The following is a 20,722-nucleotide window of genomic DNA, read 5'->3' on the forward strand; positions in this document are numbered from 1 at the left end:
TTAGTGGGCGACGGCCGCAGCGCCGTGTTCGTCGATCAACGCACCGTTGTGGAAACGGTCGATTGAGAAAGGTTTGGCCAGCGGATGCATTTCGCCTTTCGCCAGACTCGCCGCGAAAACGTTGCCCGAACCCGGAGTAGCCTTGAAGCCACCGGTACCCCAACCGCAGTTGAAGAACATGTTCGGAACTGGCGTCTTGGAGATGATCGGGCAAGCGTCCGGCGTGGTGTCGACGATGCCGCCCCACTGACGGTTCATGCGCACGCGGGACAGCACCGGGAACATCTCGACGATGGCCTGGATGGTGTGCTCGATCACCGGGTACGAACCGCGCTGGCCGTAGCCGACCCAGCCATCGATACCGGCGCCGATCACCAGGTCGCCCTTGTCGGACTGGCTGATGTAGCCGTGAACGGCGTTGGACATGATGACGCTGTCGATGATTGGCTTGATCGGCTCGGATACCAGTGCTTGCAGCGGGTGCGACTCGACCGGCAGGCGGAAGCCCGCGAGCTTGGCCATGTGGCCGGAGTTACCGGCAGTCACCACACCGACGCGCTTGGCGCCGATGAAGCCCTTGTTGGTTTCAACACCGACGCACACGCCGTTTTCCTTGCGGAAACCCGTAACTTCGGTCTGTTGGATCAGGTCCACGCCCAGGGCGTCGGCGGCGCGGGCAAAGCCCCAGGCCACGGCGTCGTGACGGGCAACGCCACCGCGACGTTGAACGGTCGCGCCGATGATCGGGTAACGGGTATTCTTCGAGCAGTCCAGGTACGGGATTTCTTCCGCTACCTGCTTGCCGTTGAGCAGTTCGCCATCGACGCCGTTCAGGCGGTTGGCGCTGACCCGACGCTCGGAGTCACGCATGTCCTGCAGGGTGTGGCACAGGTTGTACACACCGCGCTGGGAGAACATGACGTTGTAGTTCAGGTCCTGGGACAGGCCTTCCCACAGTTTCATCGCGTGTTCGTACAGGTGGGCCGATTCGTCCCACAGGTAGTTGGAGCGCACGATGGTGGTGTTACGGGCGGTGTTGCCGCCGCCCAGCCAGCCTTTCTCGACCACGGCCACGTTGGTGATGCCGTGCTCTTTGGCCAGGTAGTAGGCAGTCGCCAGACCGTGACCGCCACCGCCAACGATGACCACGTCGTAGACCTTCTTAGGGGTCGGCGTGCGCCACATGCGCTGCCAGTTTTCATGGTGGCTGAGGGAGTGTTTGAAGAGGCCGAAGCCCGAATAGTGTTGCATGGTGCTACTCCTGACTCAGCGGTAAACCGGGAAATCGGCGCAAAGGGCAGCAACCTGGCTGGCAACATTGGCCTCGACATCGGCATCGCCGAGGTTGTCGAGAATGTCGCAGATCCAGCCAGCCAGCGTCGTGCATTGAGCGACTTTGAAACCGCGGGTAGTGACGGCCGGGGTGCCGATACGCAGGCCCGAGGTCACGAATGGCGATTGTGGGTCGTTCGGTACGGCGTTCTTGTTCACGGTGATGTGCGAACGGCCCAGAGCGGCGTCGGCATCCTTACCAGTCAGGCCCTGACGGATCAGGCTGACCAGGAACAAATGGTTGTCGGTACCGCCGGACACCACGTCGTAGCCGCGGTCGATGAACACCTGGGCCATGGCCTGGGCGTTGTCGATCACTTGCTGTTGGTAAGCCTTGAAACCTGGCTCCATCGCTTCCTTGAAGCACACGGCCTTGCCTGCGATGACGTGCATCAGCGGGCCGCCCTGAGCGCCGGGGAATACGGCAGCGTTCAGTTTCTTTTCGATTTCTTCGTTGGACTTGGCCAGGATCAGGCCACCACGTGGACCGCGCAGGGTCTTGTGGGTGGTGGTGGTGACCACGTCGGCGTACGGCAGCGGGTTCGGGTACAGGCCCGCAGCAACCAGACCGGCCACGTGGGCCATGTCGACGAACAGCAGCGCGCCGACTTTGTCAGCGATGGCGCGGAAGCGTGGGAAGTCCAGGGTCTTGGAGTAGGCCGAGAAGCCGGCAACGATCATCTTCGGCTTGTGCTCGACAGCCAGGCGCTCGACTTCGTCGTAGTCGATCAGGCCGGTGGTGGTGTCGATGCCGTACTGAACAGCGTTGTAGAGCTTGCCCGAGGACGACACTTTGGCGCCGTGGGTCAGGTGACCACCGTGGGCCAGGCTCATGCCCAGGATAGTGTCGCCGGCTTGCAGCAGGGCCAGGTAAACGGCGCTGTTGGCCGAGGAACCGGAGTGCGGCTGCACGTTGGCGTAATCGGCGCCGAACAGCTGCTTGGCGCGGTCGATGGCCAGTTGCTCGACCTTGTCGACGTGCTCGCAGCCACCGTAGTAGCGCTTGCCCGGGTAGCCTTCGGCGTATTTGTTGGTCAGGCCGCTGCCCTGCGCCTGCATGACGCGCTTGCTGGTGTAGTTTTCCGAGGCGATCAGCTCGATGTGATCTTCCTGACGTTGATCTTCGGCATTCATCGCTGCCAACAGTGCATCGTCATAACCCTGGATCTGGTCTTGCTTGCTGAACATCGCGGTTCTCCCAGCGGCGGCGCGGCGCCTGATTGTCAGTAGGACTTGTGGACTGTCCTTTGAAAGCGATGGTAGGGCCGACGCAGACAGGCTAGATGCCTACGCACGCCACGCAAAGGCGCGTTTACGACATGGTTTTGCAGGGAGGGGGAAATGCCGGGTTTGACATGACACCTGTAGGAGCGCGCTTGCCCGCGAAAACGTTGTATCAGGCGGGTTCTACGCCTCTGACACACCGCCATCGCGGGCAAGCGCGCTCCTACGCAGGGATGTGTTGAAACAAAAATCCCCGGTCAATGCCGGGGATTTTAGAGTGACGAATGTCGCAATCAGACAGATTTGCCAGGCAACAACCCATCCGCCCGGAACATCCCGCGAATCCCGCGCACCGCCTGACGAATACGATCCTGGTTCTCGATCAGGGCGAAACGCACATGATCGTCGCCGTATTCGCCAAAACCGACACCCGGTGACACACAGACCTTGGCCTCGGCCAGCAGCTTCTTGGCGAACTCCAGCGAGCCCAGGTGGGCGTACGCCTCAGGGATCTTGGCCCAGACGTACATCGAGGCTTTGGGGTTTTCGACCATCCAGCCCAGTTCATGCAGGCCTTTTACTAGCACGTTGCGGCGCTGGCGGTATTGCTCGGCGATGTCGAGCACGCACTGCTGGTCGCCTTCCAGCGCGGCAATGGCAGCGACTTGCAGCGGGGTGAAGGTGCCGTAGTCGTGGTAGCTCTTGATCCGCGCCAGTGCGTTGACCAGCTCGGGATTCCCGACCATGAAGCCGATCCGCCAGCCCGCCATGTTGTAGCTCTTGGACAGGGTGAAGAACTCCACCGCGATATCCTTGGCGCCCGGCACCTGCATGATCGACGGGGCTTTCCAGCCGTCGTAGACGATGTCGGCGTAGGCCAGGTCGTGAACCACCAGCACGTCGTACTGCTTGGCCAGCGCGACGACGCGCTCGAAGAAGTCCAGTTCGACGCACTGGGCGGTCGGGTTGGACGGAAAGCCCAGGATCATCATCTTCGGCTTGGGGATCGAGCCGCGAATGGCCTTTTCCAGTTCGGCGAAGAAGTCCACGCCCGGAATCAGCGGCACCGAACGCACCTGCGCCCCGGCAATCACCGCGCCGTAGATGTGGATCGGGTAACTGGGGTTGGGCACCAACACTGTGTCGCCCTGATCGAGGGTGGCGAGCATCAGGTGCGCCAGGCCCTCTTTCGAACCGATGGTGACGATGGCTTCGGTTTCGGGGTCGATGTCGACCTCGTAACGTTTTTTGTACCAGCTGGAGATCGCCCGACGCAGACGCGGGATGCCACGCGAAGTCGAGTAGCCGTGAGTGTCTTCACGTTGGGCGACGGTGACCAGTTTTTCGACGATGTGCGGCGGCGTTGCCCCATCGGGGTTGCCCATGCTCAGGTCGATGATGTCCTCACCACGACGACGAGCGGCCATTTTCAGCTCGGCAGTGATGTTGAACACGTAAGGGGGGAGTCGATCGATGCGCGCAAAGCGGCGCGGCGAACCTTGGTCTGCCATGGAGGCCTCTAGAAGACGTAAGCGCCCGGAACCGTCCGAGCGACGTTGGCCACTGCGGTGGCCTGGTGCGGAAGATAAAGGCGGGGATGGCGGTTTGTCTACAGCGTTTTTTTCAACACCGCAGGCCACTGTGTAGGAGCGCGCTTGCCCGCGACGGCGGTGTGTCAGCCAACATAGGTGTGTCTGATACGCCGCAATCGTCCGGATGCGGCCCAGACCAAGCGCGCTCCTACAGGATCAGCATGCGCAGGCAATACAGGGCAAGAAAATGCACCGGATAAATCAGGTACGCCCATTTACGCATCGGCCACACCCCGAACCCAGGCTTGCTGCGCAGCAGCGCCAGTCCCAACCAGGGCCCGAGCAGACAAGCGACCAGCGCGCCGATTGAGATAGGGTCGCCCCAGAGCATGCCGTCGATGATCCTGGACCACTCGTTACTCAACAGGCAGACGATCCCCGGCACCACCGCCAGCCACAACGAACCGCGCAGCACCAACAGGAAAGCAGCCGGCAACAGGACCCCGAACGCGCCGAACATCCAATGCGGCGCAAACGCGACACCCAGTCCCAGCGCGACGATGCCCATGGCTCGCACCGACCACGAACGAGCGACCGCCCCCTGCGCCACCAGCAACCCCAGCACCAGGGTCGCCAGCACGTTGAGCGTGGTCACCTCACCTGCCATGTACAGGCGATAAGGCAGTTCGGCAATCAGCGAAAACACCGCAAGCCACGCCAGATATTTCCAGCTCACACCGGCCTGAGGGGCGCGATCCATGCCGCGCCGCACGTTCACCGCGATCGCCAGGCAAAACCACGCGAACGCCAGACGCCCCGGCACGTACAGCCAATCTGCAGACCAACCGACGTAACGCAAGTGGTCCAGCACCATGCTCAGCATCGCCAGCCACTTGAGCAGGTCCAGTGCCCGGTCACGCAAAGGGCGGGTACTCGCCGTGGTCTCGCTCATGTCCTCACTCATCTGATGAATTTTCTGACGCAAGAATGCATGACCAAACCATGGAATGTTCGTTACAGTCGCAGCCTTCGACTACAGGGAACCGGCCATGTCAGACCAAAGCCAGCAGTTTGCCAGCGACAACTATTCGGGAATCTGCCCGGAAGCCTGGGCGGCCATGGAACAAGCGAACCACGGCCATCAACGCGCCTATGGCGATGATCAGTGGACAGCACGCGCCGCCGATCAATTCCGTCAGCTGTTCGAAACCGATTGCGAAGTGTTCTTCGCCTTCAACGGCACGGCGGCCAACTCCCTGGCCCTGTCGTCGTTGTGCCAGAGCTACCACAGCGTCATCTGCTCCGAAACCGCCCACGTCGAGACCGACGAATGCGGCGCGCCGGAGTTCTTCTCAAACGGCTCCAAGCTGCTGACCGCACGCAGCGAGAACGGCAAGCTGACGCCCGAATCGATCCGCGAAGTGGCGCTCAAGCGTGCCGACATCCATTACCCCAAACCGCGTGTCGTGACCCTGACCCAGGCGACCGAGGTGGGCAGCGTCTACCTGCCTGAAGAACTCAAGGCCATCAGCGACACCTGCAAGGAACTGGGCCTGAACCTGCACATGGACGGCGCCCGCTTCGCCAACGCCTGTGCGTACCTGGGTTGCACACCGGCGGAGTTGACCTGGAAGGCCGGCATCGATGTGCTGTGCTTTGGCGGCACGAAAAACGGCATGGCGGTGGGTGAAGCGATCCTGTTCTTCAACCACAAGCTGGCCGAAGACTTCGACTACCGCTGCAAGCAGGCAGGGCAACTGGCGTCGAAAATGCGCTTCCTGTCGGCGCCGTGGGTCGGCCTGCTGGAAAACGACGCCTGGCTCAAACATGCCCGCCACGCCAACAGCTGCGCGCAGTTGCTGGCCGAACTGGTGAAGGATATTCCGGGGGTCGACCTGATGTTCCCGGTGCAGGCCAACGGCGTGTTCCTGCAACTGTCGGAAGCGGCGATTGCGGCACTGACCGCCAAGGGCTGGCGGTTCTACACCTTCATCGGCAGCGGCGGCGCACGGTTCATGTGCTCCTGGGACACCGAAGAAGCCCGCGTGCGCGAGCTGGCAGCCGATATCCGCCTAGTGATGGGCGCCTGAGAACAGCAAATAACAACTGTGGGAGCGGGCTCGCCCGCGAAGACGGAATTTCAGCCGCTGAATATGCTGCGGCTGTTACGACCTCTTCGCGGGCGAGCCCGCTCCCACAGAGCCATTGTGATCGGCAGGATGTTCACCCCTGCGCAATCACCTTCTCGATCACCTCGACCGTCGCATTGACCTTTTCCTCGTAAACGCTCAGCTCTGCGGCATGCTGCTGTTTGAGTTCGATCTGCTTCGAGCACAGGTTCAGCGCGGCCAGCACCAGCAGGCGGTCGCCGATCAGGGTCGGGTAGCTGCGTTTGGTCTCGGACAATGCCGCCTTGAGCATGACCACGGCATCCATCAAGGTCTGCTCCTGCCCCTCGGGTGCCTTAATCGTGTAATCGTTGCCCAGAATGGAAATGACCTTGGTGGTGTCGCGGTCGATAATCATGCGCCGACCGCGCTGACGCTGGTGGCACGGTCAACCAGCGCCTGAATGCGGGCTGCGGTAGCGCCTTGCTTCTCTTCCTGCTCCAGCAGGCTCAACTGCAAGCTGTCGTTGTCATCCCTGGCCTTTCGCAACTCGTCAGTGAGTTGCGCGTTCGAGTTCTGCAATTCCTGGTTCTGCTGCACCAGGTCTGCAACGAGCTTTTCCAACTGGCTTAGGGATGCTTCCAACATTTTGATTTCTCAGGCAAATTTCAAGGGCGCGTACGATAAAGAAAAGAGACTTCGGCTACCAGTGAAATCAGGGCATTTACGCCACAACACCGACCTTGCAAGCACTTCGTTCACTTCAACGGCACAAACGCATAACGGACCTGATTGACTGCGTTTTGCCCGTCTTGTTCCTGCTGTTCGTCAGATCGGCCCCCTGCGACACAAGCGCACAGGTATGGACCAACGGGTTCAAGTCTGGGAAGACGCGACCGATAAGTCATGCATCTCTGACCATTCTCCCCCTCGCCTCGCATGGATTGCGGCCTTTCTGGAACCGTCATGTCCCTACGTAATATGAACATCGCGCCCCGCGCATTCCTCGGTTTTTCCATCATCGGCTTGTTGATGCTGGTGCTGGGTGTCTTCGCTCTGATGCAAATGAGCAAGATCAACGACGCCACCGAAACCATGGCCACCAACAGCATGCCCAGCATCAAGTCGCTGGACAAACTGACCGAAGGCAGCATTCGCCTGCGCGTGCTGTCGTACCGCCTGATGCTCAATCGCGAGCCTGAAACCCTGGCCAAGACCGTCGAACTGCTGGCCATGCGCAACAGGCAGATCGAAGAAGCTCGCGCCATCTACGTCAAGCTGATCGCAGCGCCCGAGGAGCAGGCCGCGTACGACCAGTACGTCAGGCTGCTCAACGAGTACCGCGGGCTCGAAGACCGCATGAAGTCCCTGAGTAACGCCAACAAGCTGGACGAACTGGCAACCCTGCTCGGCGCTGACCTGCAAACCAACTCCGACCAGATGAACACCGTCCTGGGCAAGCTGGTAGAGATCAACACCCAGCAGCTCAACGACACCAACAAGATGGCGTCGGACCAATATTCGACCGCCTTCACCATGGTCGTGACCCTGCTCATCATTGCCACTGCACTGACCCTGCTGTTCGCCTGGCTGCTGACCAACAGCATTACCCGTCCGATTGCAGCGGCACTGAACGCTGCCGAAGAAATTGCCGAAGGCGACCTGACCCGCACCATCCAGGTCGATGGCACCGACGAAGCTGGCCGACTGCTGACCGCCATGCTGAAAATGCAGTCCAAGCTGCGCGACACGCTGCAACGCATTTCCGGATCCGCCACCCAGTTGGCCTCGGCCGCAGAAGAACTGAACGCGGTGACCGACGAAAGCGCCCGGGGCCTGTCGCAGCAGAACAACGAGATCGAGCAGGCAGCGACTGCGGTCAACGAAATGACCAGCGCCGTGGAAGAAGTGGCACGCAACGCCGTGAGCACGTCCGAAGCCTCGCAGAACGCCACCACCTCGGCCAGCGATGGTCGTGACCTGGTTCAGGAAACCGTCAGCGCCATCGAGCGCATGAGCGGCGACGTGCAAAGCACCGCCACCCTGATCGGCAACCTGGCCGATGAATCCCGCGACATCGGCAAGGTGCTGGACGTGATCCGCGGCCTGGCCGACCAGACCAACCTGCTGGCCCTCAACGCTGCCATCGAAGCGGCGCGCGCGGGTGAAGCCGGCCGTGGCTTTGCCGTGGTCGCCGACGAAGTTCGCGCCTTGGCGCACCGCACCCAGCAGTCGACCAGCGAGATCGAGCGCATGATCGGCAGCATTCAGGGTGGCACCGAGCAAGCCGTGAACTCCATGCGCAGCAGCACCGAACGCGCAGAATCCACCCTGAGCATCGCCAAAGGCGCGGGCCTTGCGCTGGATACCATTAACAACGCGGTGGTGGAAATCAACGAACGCAACCTGGTCATTGCCAGCGCTGCGGAAGAACAGGCCCAAGTGGCCCGCGAAGTGGACCGCAACCTGGTCAACATCCGTGACCTGTCGACCCAGTCGGCCACCGGTGCCAACCAGACCAGCGCTGCGAGCAACGAGCTGTCGCGCCTGGCGGTGGATTTGAACGGGATGGTGGCGCGCTTCCGTTTGTGAATGGGTTCCAAATCCAGAAAGGGAATGCTGCTCATCGCGGCATTCCTGACCTCTGGAACCAAGGAAGCCACCGTTACAATTTGCTGAAACCTCAAAGTTGACCTCCTTACGGAGGCCCATATAATCCAGCGCAACACACCCGCCAAGCCTAGGTTGACCTGGTCAGCACGCTCAAATCGCGCGGGTTTTTTTTGCCTGGAGAAAATGGCATGAGGCCATTCGATAAACCCGCCCTCAGCGTAGATCAGCAACTGGAACTGCTGAAGAAGCGCGGCCTGCACATCGCGAATGAAAAAAAGGCGATGTCTTTGCTGGAGGTGGTCACGCTGTTCCGGCTCAGTCCATACATGCGTCCATTTCAGGAAACACGCCCTGACCACGCGTTCAAGCCTGGTTCAAGCTTGAAAGATATCGTGGAGGTCTATCGCTTCGACTCTTCATTACGCAGCCTCGTCATGGAGGCAATAGAAAAAGTCGAAGTGGCCGTGCGCGCAGCCATCAACAACCATTTAAGTCCCAGGCTCGGTTCAGGCTGGATAGCCGACCCGAAGTCGTTTCAGTCATCCTATGCTCATGGCGAGCTCTTGCGCCCACTGCGGCTTAAGCTCGCCGACGAGGCAAGAAAGCTGGAGCGCGAACGCGTCCGAAACCGGCGCAACGAACTCTCTGAGCAGGCGACTCAACAACACATGGAGAACCGCGCTCGCGATAACTACTTCCGCTTTTATGGCGCAACCTATAGTGCGCCGCAGCTGCCGCCTGCGTGGGCAATGCTTGAGGAAATGAGCCTTGGGACGGTCTCGACCCTTTTCAGGGCCCTCGCCAGAAGCCGCGACAAGAAAGCCATCGCATCGCGGTTCAAACTGCCTTTTGAAGTACTGCAGTCTTGGTTGCACACGCTGACGTTCATCCGCAACTGCTGCGCCCATCACTCACGCCTGTGGAACAGAGAGCTGCCCGTTCGCCCGTCACTGCCCAAAAGCTGGGCGCTATTGGCGGCTTGCCACAACCAGCCTCAGCCATCACAGCGGCTGTACGTGGTATTCACCATGCTTGCTTACCTGACGGATCTGATCAGCCCGGATACTCAGTGGAAGGCCCGAGCACTGAAGATGCTGAGAGATCAGGACGCCTCAAAACTGAGGCCGATGGGATTCCCGGTTGGTTGGTCAGCCCAGGAACAGTGGAATTAGGTCCGTGGCATGGAACAGTCCGACTTACCGGCGGCAGCGCCTTCGAAATCGCCACCGCCGGCAAGCCATGCTGCTACACGCTTATCAATACTCGATCCGCACATCCCCTTTCGGCACGCTGCAGCACGACAGGATGTAACCCTCTTCCACGTCGTCGTCGGTGATCCCGCCGTTGTGCTCCATCTCCACCTCCCCGCTCAGCTTCATCACCTTGCAGGTCCCGCAGATCCCCATGCCGCAGGCTTTCGGAATCATCAGGCCAAGCTTGGCTGCAGCGGCGTGAACGGTTTCGCCCGGCGCCACGCGGATGCTCTTGCCGGTGTCGGTGAATTCCACCTGATGCAACTCGGCAACGTCGATTTCCGGTGCGTCGGCGGCCTGCTCGGCATGCTCCACGGCGTCTGCACGAGCCTCCGGAGGCGTCGCCCCGAAAGACTCCTCGTGGTACTGCGCCATGTTGAAACCGTTGGCTTCCAGCAGGCGCTTGACCGCGTTCATGTACGGCGTCGGGCCGCAGCAGAACACCTCACGCTCCATGAAGTCCGGCGCCATCAGCTCCAGCATCTTCTGGTTCAGGTAACCGCGATAACCCGCCCACGGTTCACCCAGGCCGTGCTTCTCACACACGATGTGCAACGAGAAGTTGTTGATGCGCGACGCCATCTGCTCCAGTTCGCGGTGATAGATGATGTCCTTGGGCGAACGTGAGCTGTGGACGAACACCATGTCCACGTTGGCGTTGGTGTCGTAGTACCAGCGCGCCATGGACATTACTGGCGTGATACCGACACCGCCGCTGAGGTACAGAATCTTCGGGTTCGGGAAGTCGATGGCGTTGAACAAACCCACCGGCCCGTGCACGGCCAGCTCCTGGCCCTCGTGCAGGGTGTCGTGCAGCCAGTTGGACACCTTGCCGCCCGGCACACGCTTGATGGTGATCGAGAAGCTGTATGGCACCGATGGCGAGCTGGAAATGGTGTAGGAGCGCATGGTCGGCACGCCGTCGATTTCAAGCTCCAGGGTGACGAACTGACCCGGCTTGAAAAAGAACAGGATCGGCTGGTCGGCCATGAAGCAAAAGGTGCGCACGTCCCAGGTTTCCTGGATCACTTTTACGACCCGCACAAGGTGGCGGCCATTGGCCCAAGTCTGCGTGTTGACCGGGCTGAGGAAACTCTGGGACATACTCACTCTCCACGGCCGACTGTCGGCCTCTTATGGTGGCGATTCTGCGTAACGCGAGAACGGCCTATTTACCTATCAGCGACATTCACATACTTATGGCGACCAGGCCCGGTCTATAGGGGTTGCGTAGTCGTCAACGGAATCGGCCATGTCGCCCATGGATAAGGTTCACGTCGCGCCCCACTCCACACTCGCGGCTAAATCGATACACATTTTTTACTCATAAAGCCTGAGCGACAGAAAATACCGTCGCCTCGCGTGCCAGACACACAACACAACCGTAATTGGCCACATTCGTAGATTGCTGAAAGCGCAATCTGAGGACTTGAAAGATGGACGTCACCGCAACTCTGAGCCTGGGCGATCCGCTGGAACCCGCACGCAAGGCAACCGCCGAAATGCTGCAGACTCGTGAGCGTACTTATTCGCTGCCGCAGCCTTTCTACAGCGATGAGCGGCTGTTTGAAATCGACATGCAGGAAATCTTTCAAAAGGAATGGCTGATCGCGGGCATGACCTGCGAGATTCCGGCCAAGGGCAACTTCATGACCCTGCAGATCGGCAAGAACCCGATCCTGGTCGTACGCTCGCCAGATGGCACGGTCAACGCGTTCCACAACGTCTGCCGCCATCGCGGTTCGCGCCTGTGCACCAAGGAAAAAGGCAAGGTCGCCAAACTGGTGTGCCCATACCACCAGTGGACCTACGAGCTCGACGGCCGCCTGCTGTACGCGGGTACCGAAATGGGCGCTGACTTCGACATGAAGGAATTCAGCCTCAAGCCTGTGCACTGCAAGGTGTCCGGCGGCTACATTTTCATCAGCCTGGCGACCAATCCGCCGGCCATCGACGAGTTCCTGCAGACCCTGAACCACTACATGGAACCGTACGACATGGAAAACACCAAGGTGGCGGTGCAAACCACCTTGATGGAAAAGGCCAACTGGAAGCTGGTGCTGGAAAACAACCGCGAGTGCTACCACTGCAACGGTTCGCACCCTGAACTGCTGAACACCCTGCTGGAGTGGGACGACACCAACGATCCCCGCGCCGACCAGAAATTCAAGGATCACGTCGCCGAATCGGCCGCGGCGTGGGAAGCCGAAAAGATTCCCTACCTGCACAAGAGCTTCGGCCTGCGTAACCGCATCGTGCGCATGCCACTGCTCAAAGGCACCGTGTCCATGACCATGGACGGCAAGCAAGGCAGCAAGAAGCTCATGGGCCGCATCCAGAACCCGGACCTGGGCTCGATGCGCATCCTGCACCTGCCGCACTCCTGGAACCACTGCATGGGCGACCACGTGATCGTGTTCACCGTGTGGCCGATCAGCGCCCAGGAAACCATGGTCACCACCAAGTGGCTGGTGCACAAGGACGCTGTCGAAGGCGTGGACTACGACGTCGCCCGCCTGCGCGAAGTCTGGGACGCCACCAACGACCAGGACCGTCGCCTGGCCGAAGAAAACCAGCGCGGCATCAACTCCGTCGCCTACCAGCCAGGCCCGTACTCGAAAACCTACGAGTTCGGCGTGGTCAACTTCATCGACTGGTACAGCGCCAAGCTCCTGGAGAACATGGGGGCCGAGCCTGCGCCTTATCTGAAGGGGGTGGCGGTTAACCACGAGTAAGGTCCAACTGCAGCGCTTGTTCTAACGTCATCGCGGGCAAGCGCGCTCCTACAGACATCGAACTGTAGGAGCGCGCTTGCCCGCGATGCGTTCATGAGCTGAAATCCGAATATTGGTCAGAAAACGCTCAACCCTGCTCCACACCACCCCCGCCGCCCCTCTGCAGCATCCACAAACAACTTATCCACAGCACAACCCACAGCAATTGTGGGGAAGTCGAATTTCGCCTGTGTAAAAAGTCAGAAAAAACCGTGACTTATTTCTCCTGGCGTGGGCTGGAAATGGCTGATCAATATTTGAACAAAGCTCTGTAAGCCACGATTATAGCGGGATGCAGAAGAGCGCAAACACCTTATCCACAGAACCGCCAACAGAGAATGTGCGCAACTCGTCAAGATACGCGAGCATCTGTGGAAAAGCTTATGTCGCGCCGAAATTCAGGCTCATACGATGCACATTCGTCAGAGAAACGTTGCACTGATCAAAATTTGAACAAATCTTTGAAAGCCCCGGTTTACCTTGCTCTCAGAGGAAAGCGAACATCTTATACACACAGCCGCGCACAGAGAATGTGGGCAAAAAATCTGAGTCTGGACCAGGTGCTGTGGAGAAAAAGCCTTTAGAAACCGCTAGATAGGATGGTTGTTTTTTGATCGATCGTTTGTAAGCCACGCCGTACGTGGCTCGCACCAATGGCCGAACAGTTTATCCACAGGTGGATCAACAGCGATTGTGGGTATGTGGATTGATTGAAGGGCAGAAGATTCGGAAGCGTCTGACATCGTTGCAAATCCAAGGACCGTAAACTCCCGCTAGCACAACTCTCCTGACTGGAAGGATTCAATCATGAAAAGCAGAGCCCACTTCTCACGAGACGTCGTCTTGAGAGCCAATGCCCAACTGATCGAGCACGGAGGCCGCCCTGCAAAGCTTCCACGAGAGCTGTTGGGTGTCGTCACCTTCCGCCCCAGAACCATCGATGAGATCAACACCGCCTTTGCCACTGCGTACGCAAGGCTGCGCGAGACTGAGTTTGCATGACCAAAGCGAACTACAACCATATCTATAACGCGTTGGTCGCGGACGATAACGACATCGTTGGCAAGCTCGCCTATTCGCAATACAAGCGTCAGAAAATCGAATACATCCTGGCATTCAAGGAAAAGCACGGAGAACTCCCGAAAGACGCCGACCTTGCCGCGTTCCACGATATGAGCAACAACGTGTCAGTTCTTGAGAGCTACCGGAGCCAGGCAGCGCAGCTGGCGGTGGATTTTCTGAAAGCATCTCTCGCTGATGAAACAAGGGAGATGGAAGACATGTACGCCGCAAAAGCCAGCCACGAGATACGATCCGCGCGACCTGGCTTCTGGACTGGCGTATCACAGAGCGTCATTGGCTCGGCATGCTTCATCATGCTGCTTGGCTACCTTGTCTTCTTCACCTGGAGCTTGAAACAAGGGCCTCGTCAGGTCATCGAGCAAGTATTCGACGTGATGATTGTCGATGCTGCCACCACTCGGTCGGCGATGGAGACAGATGACCCAAAGTCTTGAACGGGAGATACACCCAGTTCCCACATCGCCTCACGGCGTGCCGACGATAGCGATGTCGAGAACGCCCCCGCCGGCAAGCCATGCTGCTACGGGGGATGGGGGTTGTCATTGATGTGGGTACGGACGCCGATCCGTAGCAGCACGGCTTGCCGGCGGGAGCGGCGTTGAGGGCGCGGCGAGGGGTTAGCGAACCACCCCTTCCTCCACCAGGAGCTTCAAAATCGCTGCAGCGCCTTCCTCGGGGCTAACCCCTTTGAGCACTTGCCCGCCGCCACCGCTGGCCTTGGCCGTCGCTGCCTTCATCCGGTCGGCACCGCTTTTGGCCTTGATGACCTTCAGGCGTTTTGGCCGAGGTTTGGCGGGTGTCAGTTCGGCGCCTGTGAATAACTCGTCGATGGTGACTTCGATCTGTTCCACATCCAGCGTGCCGCGCTGTGCAGGGCCGTAGGCGCTCTGGCGCGGTTTGGGGGCGGCGTTGTCCACCGTGGCGAGGAAAGGTAGGCGAACCTTGAGGCGACGCCGTTGGCCGCGTGGCAGGGCCTGAAGGACCTGGGCGGATCCACCGCTGATGGATTCGACTTCAGCCATGCCCACCACCAGCGGCCAGCCGAGTTTTTCGGCCAGTAGGTAGGGCAGCATGCCGGAGCCTTCGCCGGTTTCCGCTTGGGTACCGGCCAGCACCAACTGCACGCCGGACTCACGAATGTAATCGGCCAGCCCCGGCAGCGCATCGGCGCCTTCGGGCTGATCGAGCACGTGCAACTCTTTCAGGCCCATGCCCAGGTAGGCGCGCAGTGCAGGCTCCTCGGCATTGCCAGCGTGGAGCACGTGCAAGTTATCCCCAGCCAGTTGCAGGCCCAGTTCGACTGCGCGGGCATCCTGTTCCGCACGGCGTGGACGACCGGAAGTCGGGTGCGCACCCACAGACACGAGGCTGATAACGTGCAAGGCGGCTTTATCCACAGGCAGTTTTTTGTCAGGCTGCATCGCGTTTTCCCTCGTTCCGGTACGCTTCAACGGCTTCGATCAGCGCCTTGAGCACGTCTGCGCTTTCGCCAATCACCGACAAATCAGCACGTTTGATCATGTCGCACGTCGGATCCAGGTTGATCGCCACAACTTTGTCGCAGGCCCCGATGCCTTGTAAGTGCTGGATCGCCCCCGAGATACCCACAGCCACGTAGACACGCGCGGTGACCCAAGTGCCCGATGCGCCGACCTGGCGGTCGCGGGTCATGAATCCATCGTCCACAGCGACGCGGGATGCGCCTTCAGTGGCGCCCAACGCAGCGGCTGTGCGGTGGAAAAGTTCCCAGTCCTTGACGCCGTTGCCGCCCGAGAAGATGAACTCCGCTTCGGCCATGGGGATAAGTGCCGGATCGACCGCCACCGCGCCCAGATCCTCAATACGCGCCAGGCTGCGCGCGATGCCTGTGGACAACTCCACCGCCAACGCTTCGTGGCGAGTTTCGCTCACGGGCTCCGCACATTCAGCGGCTGCCAGGATCAAGCGCGAAACCGGACGCGACACATCTTGCTGCCCTGCCCCTGCCCGGCCCGTGGCCTGTGCGTCTTTGACCTGCCAGACGCGCGTCGCCGGGCGCTCGCCCATGCTCGCGGCAAAGCGGCGGCCCAATTCCCCACCACCGGTACGGCTGTCAGGCAGCAACCAGTGACGTGGGTCGAACTGGTTATCCACAGCCCGCAGCCCCTGTACGCGCTGTTCAGGGGAGTAACCGCTGAACTCGCTGCCCTCCAGGACCAGCAGCCGATCAACACCGGCGGTGTCGAACGCCGACTCCTTGTGCTCGCCGAACACCACGGCCAGTACCGCACCGTCTTTGCCCGCCAACCCATGGGCCAAGCCCAGCAGATCGCGGTCGTGGCTGCTCAGGCGGCCGCCGACCATGTCAGGCACCACGGCGATGTAGAACGCAGGCTCTGCAACCTGATGCAGCGGCAATTGCGCTTCAACGGAGGCGGAGCGCTTGACCGAGCCGCCCTGTTGCGCGCCACTGCGGTCGATACGCTTGATGCCGTTGGGGCCGATGAAACCGGCGCCGTGGACGTTCTTGCGAATGATGCCGTTAGGCCCCATCCAGCTCGCCTGTTGCGGCTGCATGGCGGCATGCAGCGGGTGCAGGCGGTTGCGGGCGATCCACTCGGCACGAGGGTCGCGGCGGATAATGTCGCTCATCAGTGCGCCTCCGCAGGTTCACGTTTGACAGGAGCCGGCTTGGCGGGCGCTGCCTCTTCAAGCAGGGCGTCGGCCACCAGTTCAGCGATGTCCTTGATCATCGGGCGCGGTTCGACCACACCTTCGAGCATTGCGGTGCACTGTGGACAACCCACGGCCACAAGCTCAGCGCCGGTTTCGCGGATGTCTTCCATGCGCATGTCGGGGATACGTTGCTTGCCCGGAATGTCGGTGATCGGCGCGCCGCCACCGCCACCGCAGCAGCGGGAACGGAAACCGGAACGCTGCATTTCCTTGACCTCGATCCCCAGCGCCTTGAGCACGTCGCGCGGCGCTTCATATTCGCCGTTGTAACGGCCCAGGTAGCAAGGGTCGTGGTAGGTCACGCTGGAGCCTTTGTGCTGGCCCAGGTTCAGGGCGCCCTCACCGATCAGCTCGGCCATGTAAGTGCTGTGATGCTGCACCAGGTATTCACCGCCAAAGGCGCCGTACTCGTTTTTCAAGACGTGGAAGCTGTGCGGGTCGCAGGTCACGATGCGCTTGAAGCTGTACTTGGACAATGTCTGGATATTGCGCTTGGCGAGCATCTGGAAGGTCGCTTCGTCACCTAGGCGACGGGCCACGTCGCCGCTGTCACGTTCTTCCAGGCCCAGCACGGCGAAGTCCACCTTGGCGGCCTTCAGCACTTTGACGAAGGCGCGCAGGGTACGCTGGTTGCGCATGTCGAATGCGCCATCGCCTACCCAGAACAGCACGTCGGCCGTTTTCTTCTCGCTCAATAGGCTCAGGTTCAGGTCCGCCGCCCAGTTCAGACGGCCGCCCGGTGCGAAGCCGCCCGGGTTGTCGGTGGCGATGAGGTTTTCCAGGACTTCGGCGCCCTTGTTCGGGGTCGCGCCTTTTTCCAGGGTCAGGTGACGGCGCATGTCGACGATGGCGTCCACGTGCTCGATCATCATCGGGCACTCTTCCACGCAGGCGCGGCAGGTGGTGCACGACCACAGGGTTTCGGCATCGACCAGACCATTGACGATCGGTTGATGCGGATTGCCGCCGTGCTCGCCCACGGCCTTACCCGGATAAGGGCTGCCCGCGAACTTGGCATCGGTGCCGCCGGCCAGACCGACGACCATGTCCTGAATCAGCTTTTTCGGGTTCAGCGGCTGACCGGCGGCGAACGCAGGGCACGCGGCCTCGCATTTACCGCACTGCACGCAGGCGTCGAAGCCCAGCAGTTGGTTCCAGGTGAAGTCCTTGGGTTTTTCCACACCCAGCGGCGCGGTCGGATCAGCCAGGTCCAGCGGCTTGAGGCCGGTGGAGCGGCCGCCGCCAAAACGCTCGGCGCGGCGGTGCCAGGCCAGGTGCAGGGCACCGGCGAAGGCGTGTTTCATCGGCCCGCCCCAGGTCATGCCGAAGAACAGCTCGGACACACCCCACAGCACGCCGATCCCCAGGATCACTGCCAGCAACCAGCCGCCGAAGTTTTCCGGAAGGATCCCGGCCACCGGCAGGGTCACCAGGAAGAACGAGGCCGAGAACGCCAGCAGGCTTTTCGGCAGGCGCATCCACGGGCCTTTGGACAGGCGGCTCGGCGGGTTGCGACGACGCAGATAAACGAAGATCGCACCGACGAACATCACCGCCGACATCAGCAGCAGCGCATAGCCGAGGATGCGGTTATGCAGGCCGAAACCATGCACCAGAATCGCCAGGATGATGGACGCCACCGCGCCACCGGCCGTGGCCACGTGGGTGTTGGCGATGTATTTGTCACGTGCCACCACGTGGTGCAGATCGACCATGTAGCGCTTTGGCATGGCCAGCAGGCCGCCGAGCAGATCGACCTTGGAGGCGCGCCCGTTGCGCCACATGGCGACCCGCCGCAAAGCGCCCAGAACCGCGAGGCCCAGGGCTGCGAACAGCAGGATTGGAAGAAGGGTGTTGAGCATGTGGAGCTCCCAAAGACCAGAGGGTCTTGCAGGTCGAAATGCCTTACTCGGTCCCTGTGGGAGTGAGCTTGCTCACGAAAGCATTCTGCCAGTCACCGCTTCGTTGACTGACCTGCCGCCTTCGCGAGCAAGCTCGCTCCCACAGGGTTATGTGCAAGCCGTCAGAAGTCTTTACACAGTCTGAGTGCGTCGTAGATCGCGGCGTGGGTGTTACGCTGCGCCACGCAGTCGCCGATGCGGAACAGCAGGTAGCCGTCACCGGACTGGCTCAACGATGGCTGAGGCTGGATCGCGAACAGGGCGTCGATGTCGATCTGGCCCTTGTTGCGCGAACCGTCCTTGAGGCCGTAGTACAGCTCTTCGTCAGGGCGCACGCCGTTCTCGATCACCACCTGGTCGATCACCCGCTCCTCTTTGGCGCCGGTGTATTCGTTTTCCAGCACCGCCACCAGCTTGTCGCCTTCGCGGTAGACCTTCTCCAGCATCATGTCGCCGGTCATGATGATTTCTTTCGGGTACATGCTGCGGTAGTACGTCGGGAACGACGTACCGCCCATGGCCACGCCCGGCTTGATGTCATCGGTGACGATTTCGACTTGGCTGCCCTTGTCCGCCATGAAGTCGGCCACGGACATCCCGGTGAACTCGCAAATGGTGTCGTAGACCAGCACGTTCTTGGCCGGTGCAACCTTGCCGTCCAGCACATCCCAGCTGCTGACGACCAGGCCTTCTGCCGCGCCCCAGTGCTCGTTCTGCTCGATGAACGGATGACCGCCCACCGCCAGCACCACCACATCCGGACGCAGGTCCCTGATGGTTGCGATGTCAGCCGCCGTGCCCAGGCGCAGATCGACTTTCAGGCGGGCCAGTTCCAACTGATACCAGCGGGTGATACCGGCAATCTGATCACGCTGCGGCGCTTTCGAGGCCGTGGTGATCTGGCCGCCAATGGCGTCTTTTTTCTCGAACAGGGTCACGTCATGGCCGCGTTCAGCGGAGACACGGGCAGCTTCCATCCCCGCAGGGCCGGCACCGACGATCACCACTTTGCGTTTGACGCCGGTGGTTTTCTCGATGATGTGCGGCACGCCCATGTATTCACGGGACGTCGCGGCGTTCTGGATGCACAGTACGTCCAGCCCCTGGTACTGGCGGTCGATGCAGTAGTTGGCACCGACGCACTGACGAATCTGGTCAACCTGGCCCATCTTGATCTTGGCGATCAGGTGCGGGTCGGCGATGTGCGCGCGGGTCATGCCGACCATGTCGACGTAACCGCCTTCCAGAATACGGGTCGCCTGGTTCGGGTCCTTGATGTTCTGCGCGTGCAGAACCGGGGCCTTGACCACTTCCTTGATACCGGCGGCCAGGTGCAGGAACGGCTCCGGTGGATAACTCATGTTGGGGATAACGTTGGCCAGGGTGTTGTGCGTGTCGCAACCCGAGCCCACCACACCGATGAAATCGATCATGCCGGTCTGGTCGTAATACTTGGCGATCTCTTTCATGTCTTCATGGCTGAGACCGTCCGGGTGGAATTCGTCACCGCAGATACGCAGGCCCACGCAGAAATCAGGACCGACCTCCTTGCGCACAGCCTTGATCACTTCCAGACCGAAGCGCATGCGGTTCTCGAAGCTGCCGCCCCATTCGTCGGTACGCTTGTTGACGCGCGGGCTCCAGAACTGGTCGATCATGTGCTGGTGCACGGCCGACAGTTCTACGCCGTCCAGGCCACCGGCCTTGGCACGGGCGGCGGCGCTGGCGTAGTTGCCGATCACGCGCCAGATCTCTTCCGGCTCGATGGTCTTGCAGGTGGCGCGGTGCACAGGCTCGCGGATGCCCGATGGAGACATCAGGGTCGGCCAATGGTCGCCGTCCCAGCGGGAGCGACGGCCCATGTGGGTAATCTGGATCATGATCTTGGCGCCGTGCTTGTGCATGGCGTCGGCCAGATTCTGGAAATGCGGGATGATGTTGTCGGTGGCCAGGTTGACCGACTTCCACCAGCTTTGCGGGCTGTCGATGGCCACGCTGGAGGAGCCGCCACAAATGGCCAGGCCGATGCCGCCTTTGGCTTTCTCCTCGTAATACTTCACATACCGGTCGGTGGTCATGCCACCGTCAGTGGCATAGACCTCGGCGTGTGCGGTACTGAGGACGCGGTTGCGGATTGTCAGTTTGCCGATCTGAATCGGCTGAAACATTGCTTCGAAAGCCATCTCA

The 20,722-nt window shown here is 60.7% G+C and carries 17 protein-coding genes; 6 read left to right on the forward strand and 11 right to left on the reverse strand.

Annotated elements, in window-relative coordinates; genetic code table 11:
- The 4 genes from ACIPOO_RS16980 to ACIPOO_RS16995 form a co-directional block, all read right to left on the reverse strand.
- Positions 1-1,251 (reverse strand): sarcosine oxidase subunit beta family protein, encoded by a 1,251-nt coding sequence (locus tag ACIPOO_RS16980; protein ID WP_400608655.1) that lies wholly within the window; start codon positions 1,249-1,251, stop codon positions 1-3.
- A gap of 15 nt (positions 1,252-1,266) precedes the next feature.
- The gene (glyA, locus tag ACIPOO_RS16985; RefSeq protein ID WP_274131564.1) at positions 1,267-2,520 is read right to left on the reverse strand and encodes a serine hydroxymethyltransferase; all 1,254 of its coding nucleotides are present in this window, start codon (positions 2,518-2,520) and stop codon (positions 1,267-1,269) included.
- Between the two features lie 329 nt (positions 2,521-2,849).
- A complete protein-coding gene (alaC, locus tag ACIPOO_RS16990; RefSeq protein WP_274131565.1) occupies positions 2,850-4,067 on the reverse strand; it encodes an alanine transaminase in 1,218 nt (405 codons plus the stop codon).
- Positions 4,068-4,296: 229 nt separating this feature from the next.
- Positions 4,297-5,040: a TraX family protein gene (locus tag ACIPOO_RS16995; RefSeq protein WP_400608656.1), complete on the reverse strand. Its 744-nt coding sequence runs from the start codon at positions 5,038-5,040 to the stop codon at positions 4,297-4,299.
- A gap of 97 nt (positions 5,041-5,137) precedes the next feature.
- Between ACIPOO_RS16995 and ACIPOO_RS17000 the strand changes: the two genes are divergently transcribed.
- Complete coding sequence (locus ACIPOO_RS17000) at positions 5,138-6,178, forward strand: low specificity L-threonine aldolase (protein WP_274131567.1); 1,041 nt, start codon at positions 5,138-5,140, stop codon at positions 6,176-6,178.
- Between the two features lie 133 nt (positions 6,179-6,311).
- On the opposite strand, the gene ACIPOO_RS17005 is transcribed toward ACIPOO_RS17000, so the two are convergent.
- The gene (locus tag ACIPOO_RS17005; protein WP_274131568.1) at positions 6,312-6,614 is read right to left on the reverse strand and encodes a cell division protein ZapA; all 303 of its coding nucleotides are present in this window, start codon (positions 6,612-6,614) and stop codon (positions 6,312-6,314) included.
- The gene (locus tag ACIPOO_RS17010) at positions 6,611-6,844 is read right to left on the reverse strand and encodes a hypothetical protein (protein WP_274131569.1); all 234 of its coding nucleotides are present in this window, start codon (positions 6,842-6,844) and stop codon (positions 6,611-6,613) included. Before ACIPOO_RS17010 ends, ACIPOO_RS17005 begins: the two co-directional genes overlap by 4 nt.
- A gap of 318 nt (positions 6,845-7,162) precedes the next feature.
- Between ACIPOO_RS17010 and ACIPOO_RS17015 the strand changes: the two genes are divergently transcribed.
- Together ACIPOO_RS17015 and ACIPOO_RS17020 are read left to right on the forward strand one after the other, a co-directional pair.
- Positions 7,163-8,788 carry a methyl-accepting chemotaxis protein gene (locus ACIPOO_RS17015; RefSeq protein ID WP_274131570.1) on the forward strand — a complete coding sequence of 542 codons (1,626 nt, stop codon included), beginning with the start codon at positions 7,163-7,165 and terminating at the stop codon, positions 8,786-8,788.
- A gap of 209 nt (positions 8,789-8,997) precedes the next feature.
- Entirely contained in the window at positions 8,998-9,981 is a 984-nt protein-coding gene (locus ACIPOO_RS17020; RefSeq protein WP_274131571.1) for an Abi family protein, read from the forward strand.
- Positions 9,982-10,065: 84 nt separating this feature from the next.
- On the opposite strand, the gene gbcB is transcribed toward ACIPOO_RS17020, so the two are convergent.
- Positions 10,066-11,166: a glycine-betaine demethylase subunit GbcB gene (gene gbcB, locus ACIPOO_RS17025; protein ID WP_274131572.1), complete on the reverse strand. Its 1,101-nt coding sequence runs from the start codon at positions 11,164-11,166 to the stop codon at positions 10,066-10,068.
- 332 nt (positions 11,167-11,498) lie between these two features.
- On the opposite strand from gbcB, the gene gbcA reads away from it, so the two are divergent.
- From gbcA to ACIPOO_RS17040, 3 genes are all read left to right on the forward strand, one after another.
- Entirely contained in the window at positions 11,499-12,797 is a 1,299-nt protein-coding gene (gene gbcA, locus ACIPOO_RS17030; protein ID WP_274131573.1) for a glycine-betaine demethylase subunit GbcA, read from the forward strand.
- 846 nt (positions 12,798-13,643) lie between these two features.
- The gene (locus ACIPOO_RS17035; protein ID WP_274131574.1) at positions 13,644-13,838 is read left to right on the forward strand and encodes a hypothetical protein; all 195 of its coding nucleotides are present in this window, start codon (positions 13,644-13,646) and stop codon (positions 13,836-13,838) included.
- Positions 13,835-14,353 (forward strand): hypothetical protein, encoded by a 519-nt coding sequence (locus tag ACIPOO_RS17040; protein ID WP_400608657.1) that lies wholly within the window; start codon positions 13,835-13,837, stop codon positions 14,351-14,353. Before ACIPOO_RS17035 ends, ACIPOO_RS17040 begins: the two co-directional genes overlap by 4 nt.
- Before the next feature lie 183 nt (positions 14,354-14,536).
- On the opposite strand, the gene ACIPOO_RS17045 is transcribed toward ACIPOO_RS17040, so the two are convergent.
- From ACIPOO_RS17045 to dgcA, 4 genes are all read right to left on the reverse strand, one after another.
- Positions 14,537-15,340, reverse strand: coding sequence for an electron transfer flavoprotein subunit beta (locus ACIPOO_RS17045; RefSeq protein WP_400608658.1), 804 nt, complete (start codon positions 15,338-15,340; stop codon positions 14,537-14,539).
- Positions 15,330-16,550, reverse strand: coding sequence for an electron transfer flavoprotein subunit alpha/FixB family protein (locus ACIPOO_RS17050; RefSeq protein WP_400608659.1), 1,221 nt, complete (start codon positions 16,548-16,550; stop codon positions 15,330-15,332). Before ACIPOO_RS17050 ends, ACIPOO_RS17045 begins: the two co-directional genes overlap by 11 nt.
- Complete coding sequence (gene dgcB / locus ACIPOO_RS17055; RefSeq protein ID WP_400608660.1) at positions 16,550-18,496, reverse strand: dimethylglycine demethylation protein DgcB; 1,947 nt, start codon at positions 18,494-18,496, stop codon at positions 16,550-16,552. Before dgcB ends, ACIPOO_RS17050 begins: the two co-directional genes overlap by 1 nt.
- 161 nt (positions 18,497-18,657) lie before the next feature.
- A complete protein-coding gene (dgcA, locus tag ACIPOO_RS17060) occupies positions 18,658-20,718 on the reverse strand; it encodes a dimethylglycine demethylation protein DgcA (RefSeq protein WP_400608661.1) in 2,061 nt (686 codons plus the stop codon).
- Positions 20,719-20,722 lie beyond the last annotated feature (4 nt).

Origin of the sequence: Pseudomonas sp. NPDC090201, assembly GCF_044746825.1 — a bacterium.
In the GTDB taxonomy this organism is placed as follows: domain Bacteria; phylum Pseudomonadota; class Gammaproteobacteria; order Pseudomonadales; family Pseudomonadaceae; genus Aquipseudomonas; species Aquipseudomonas putida_AD.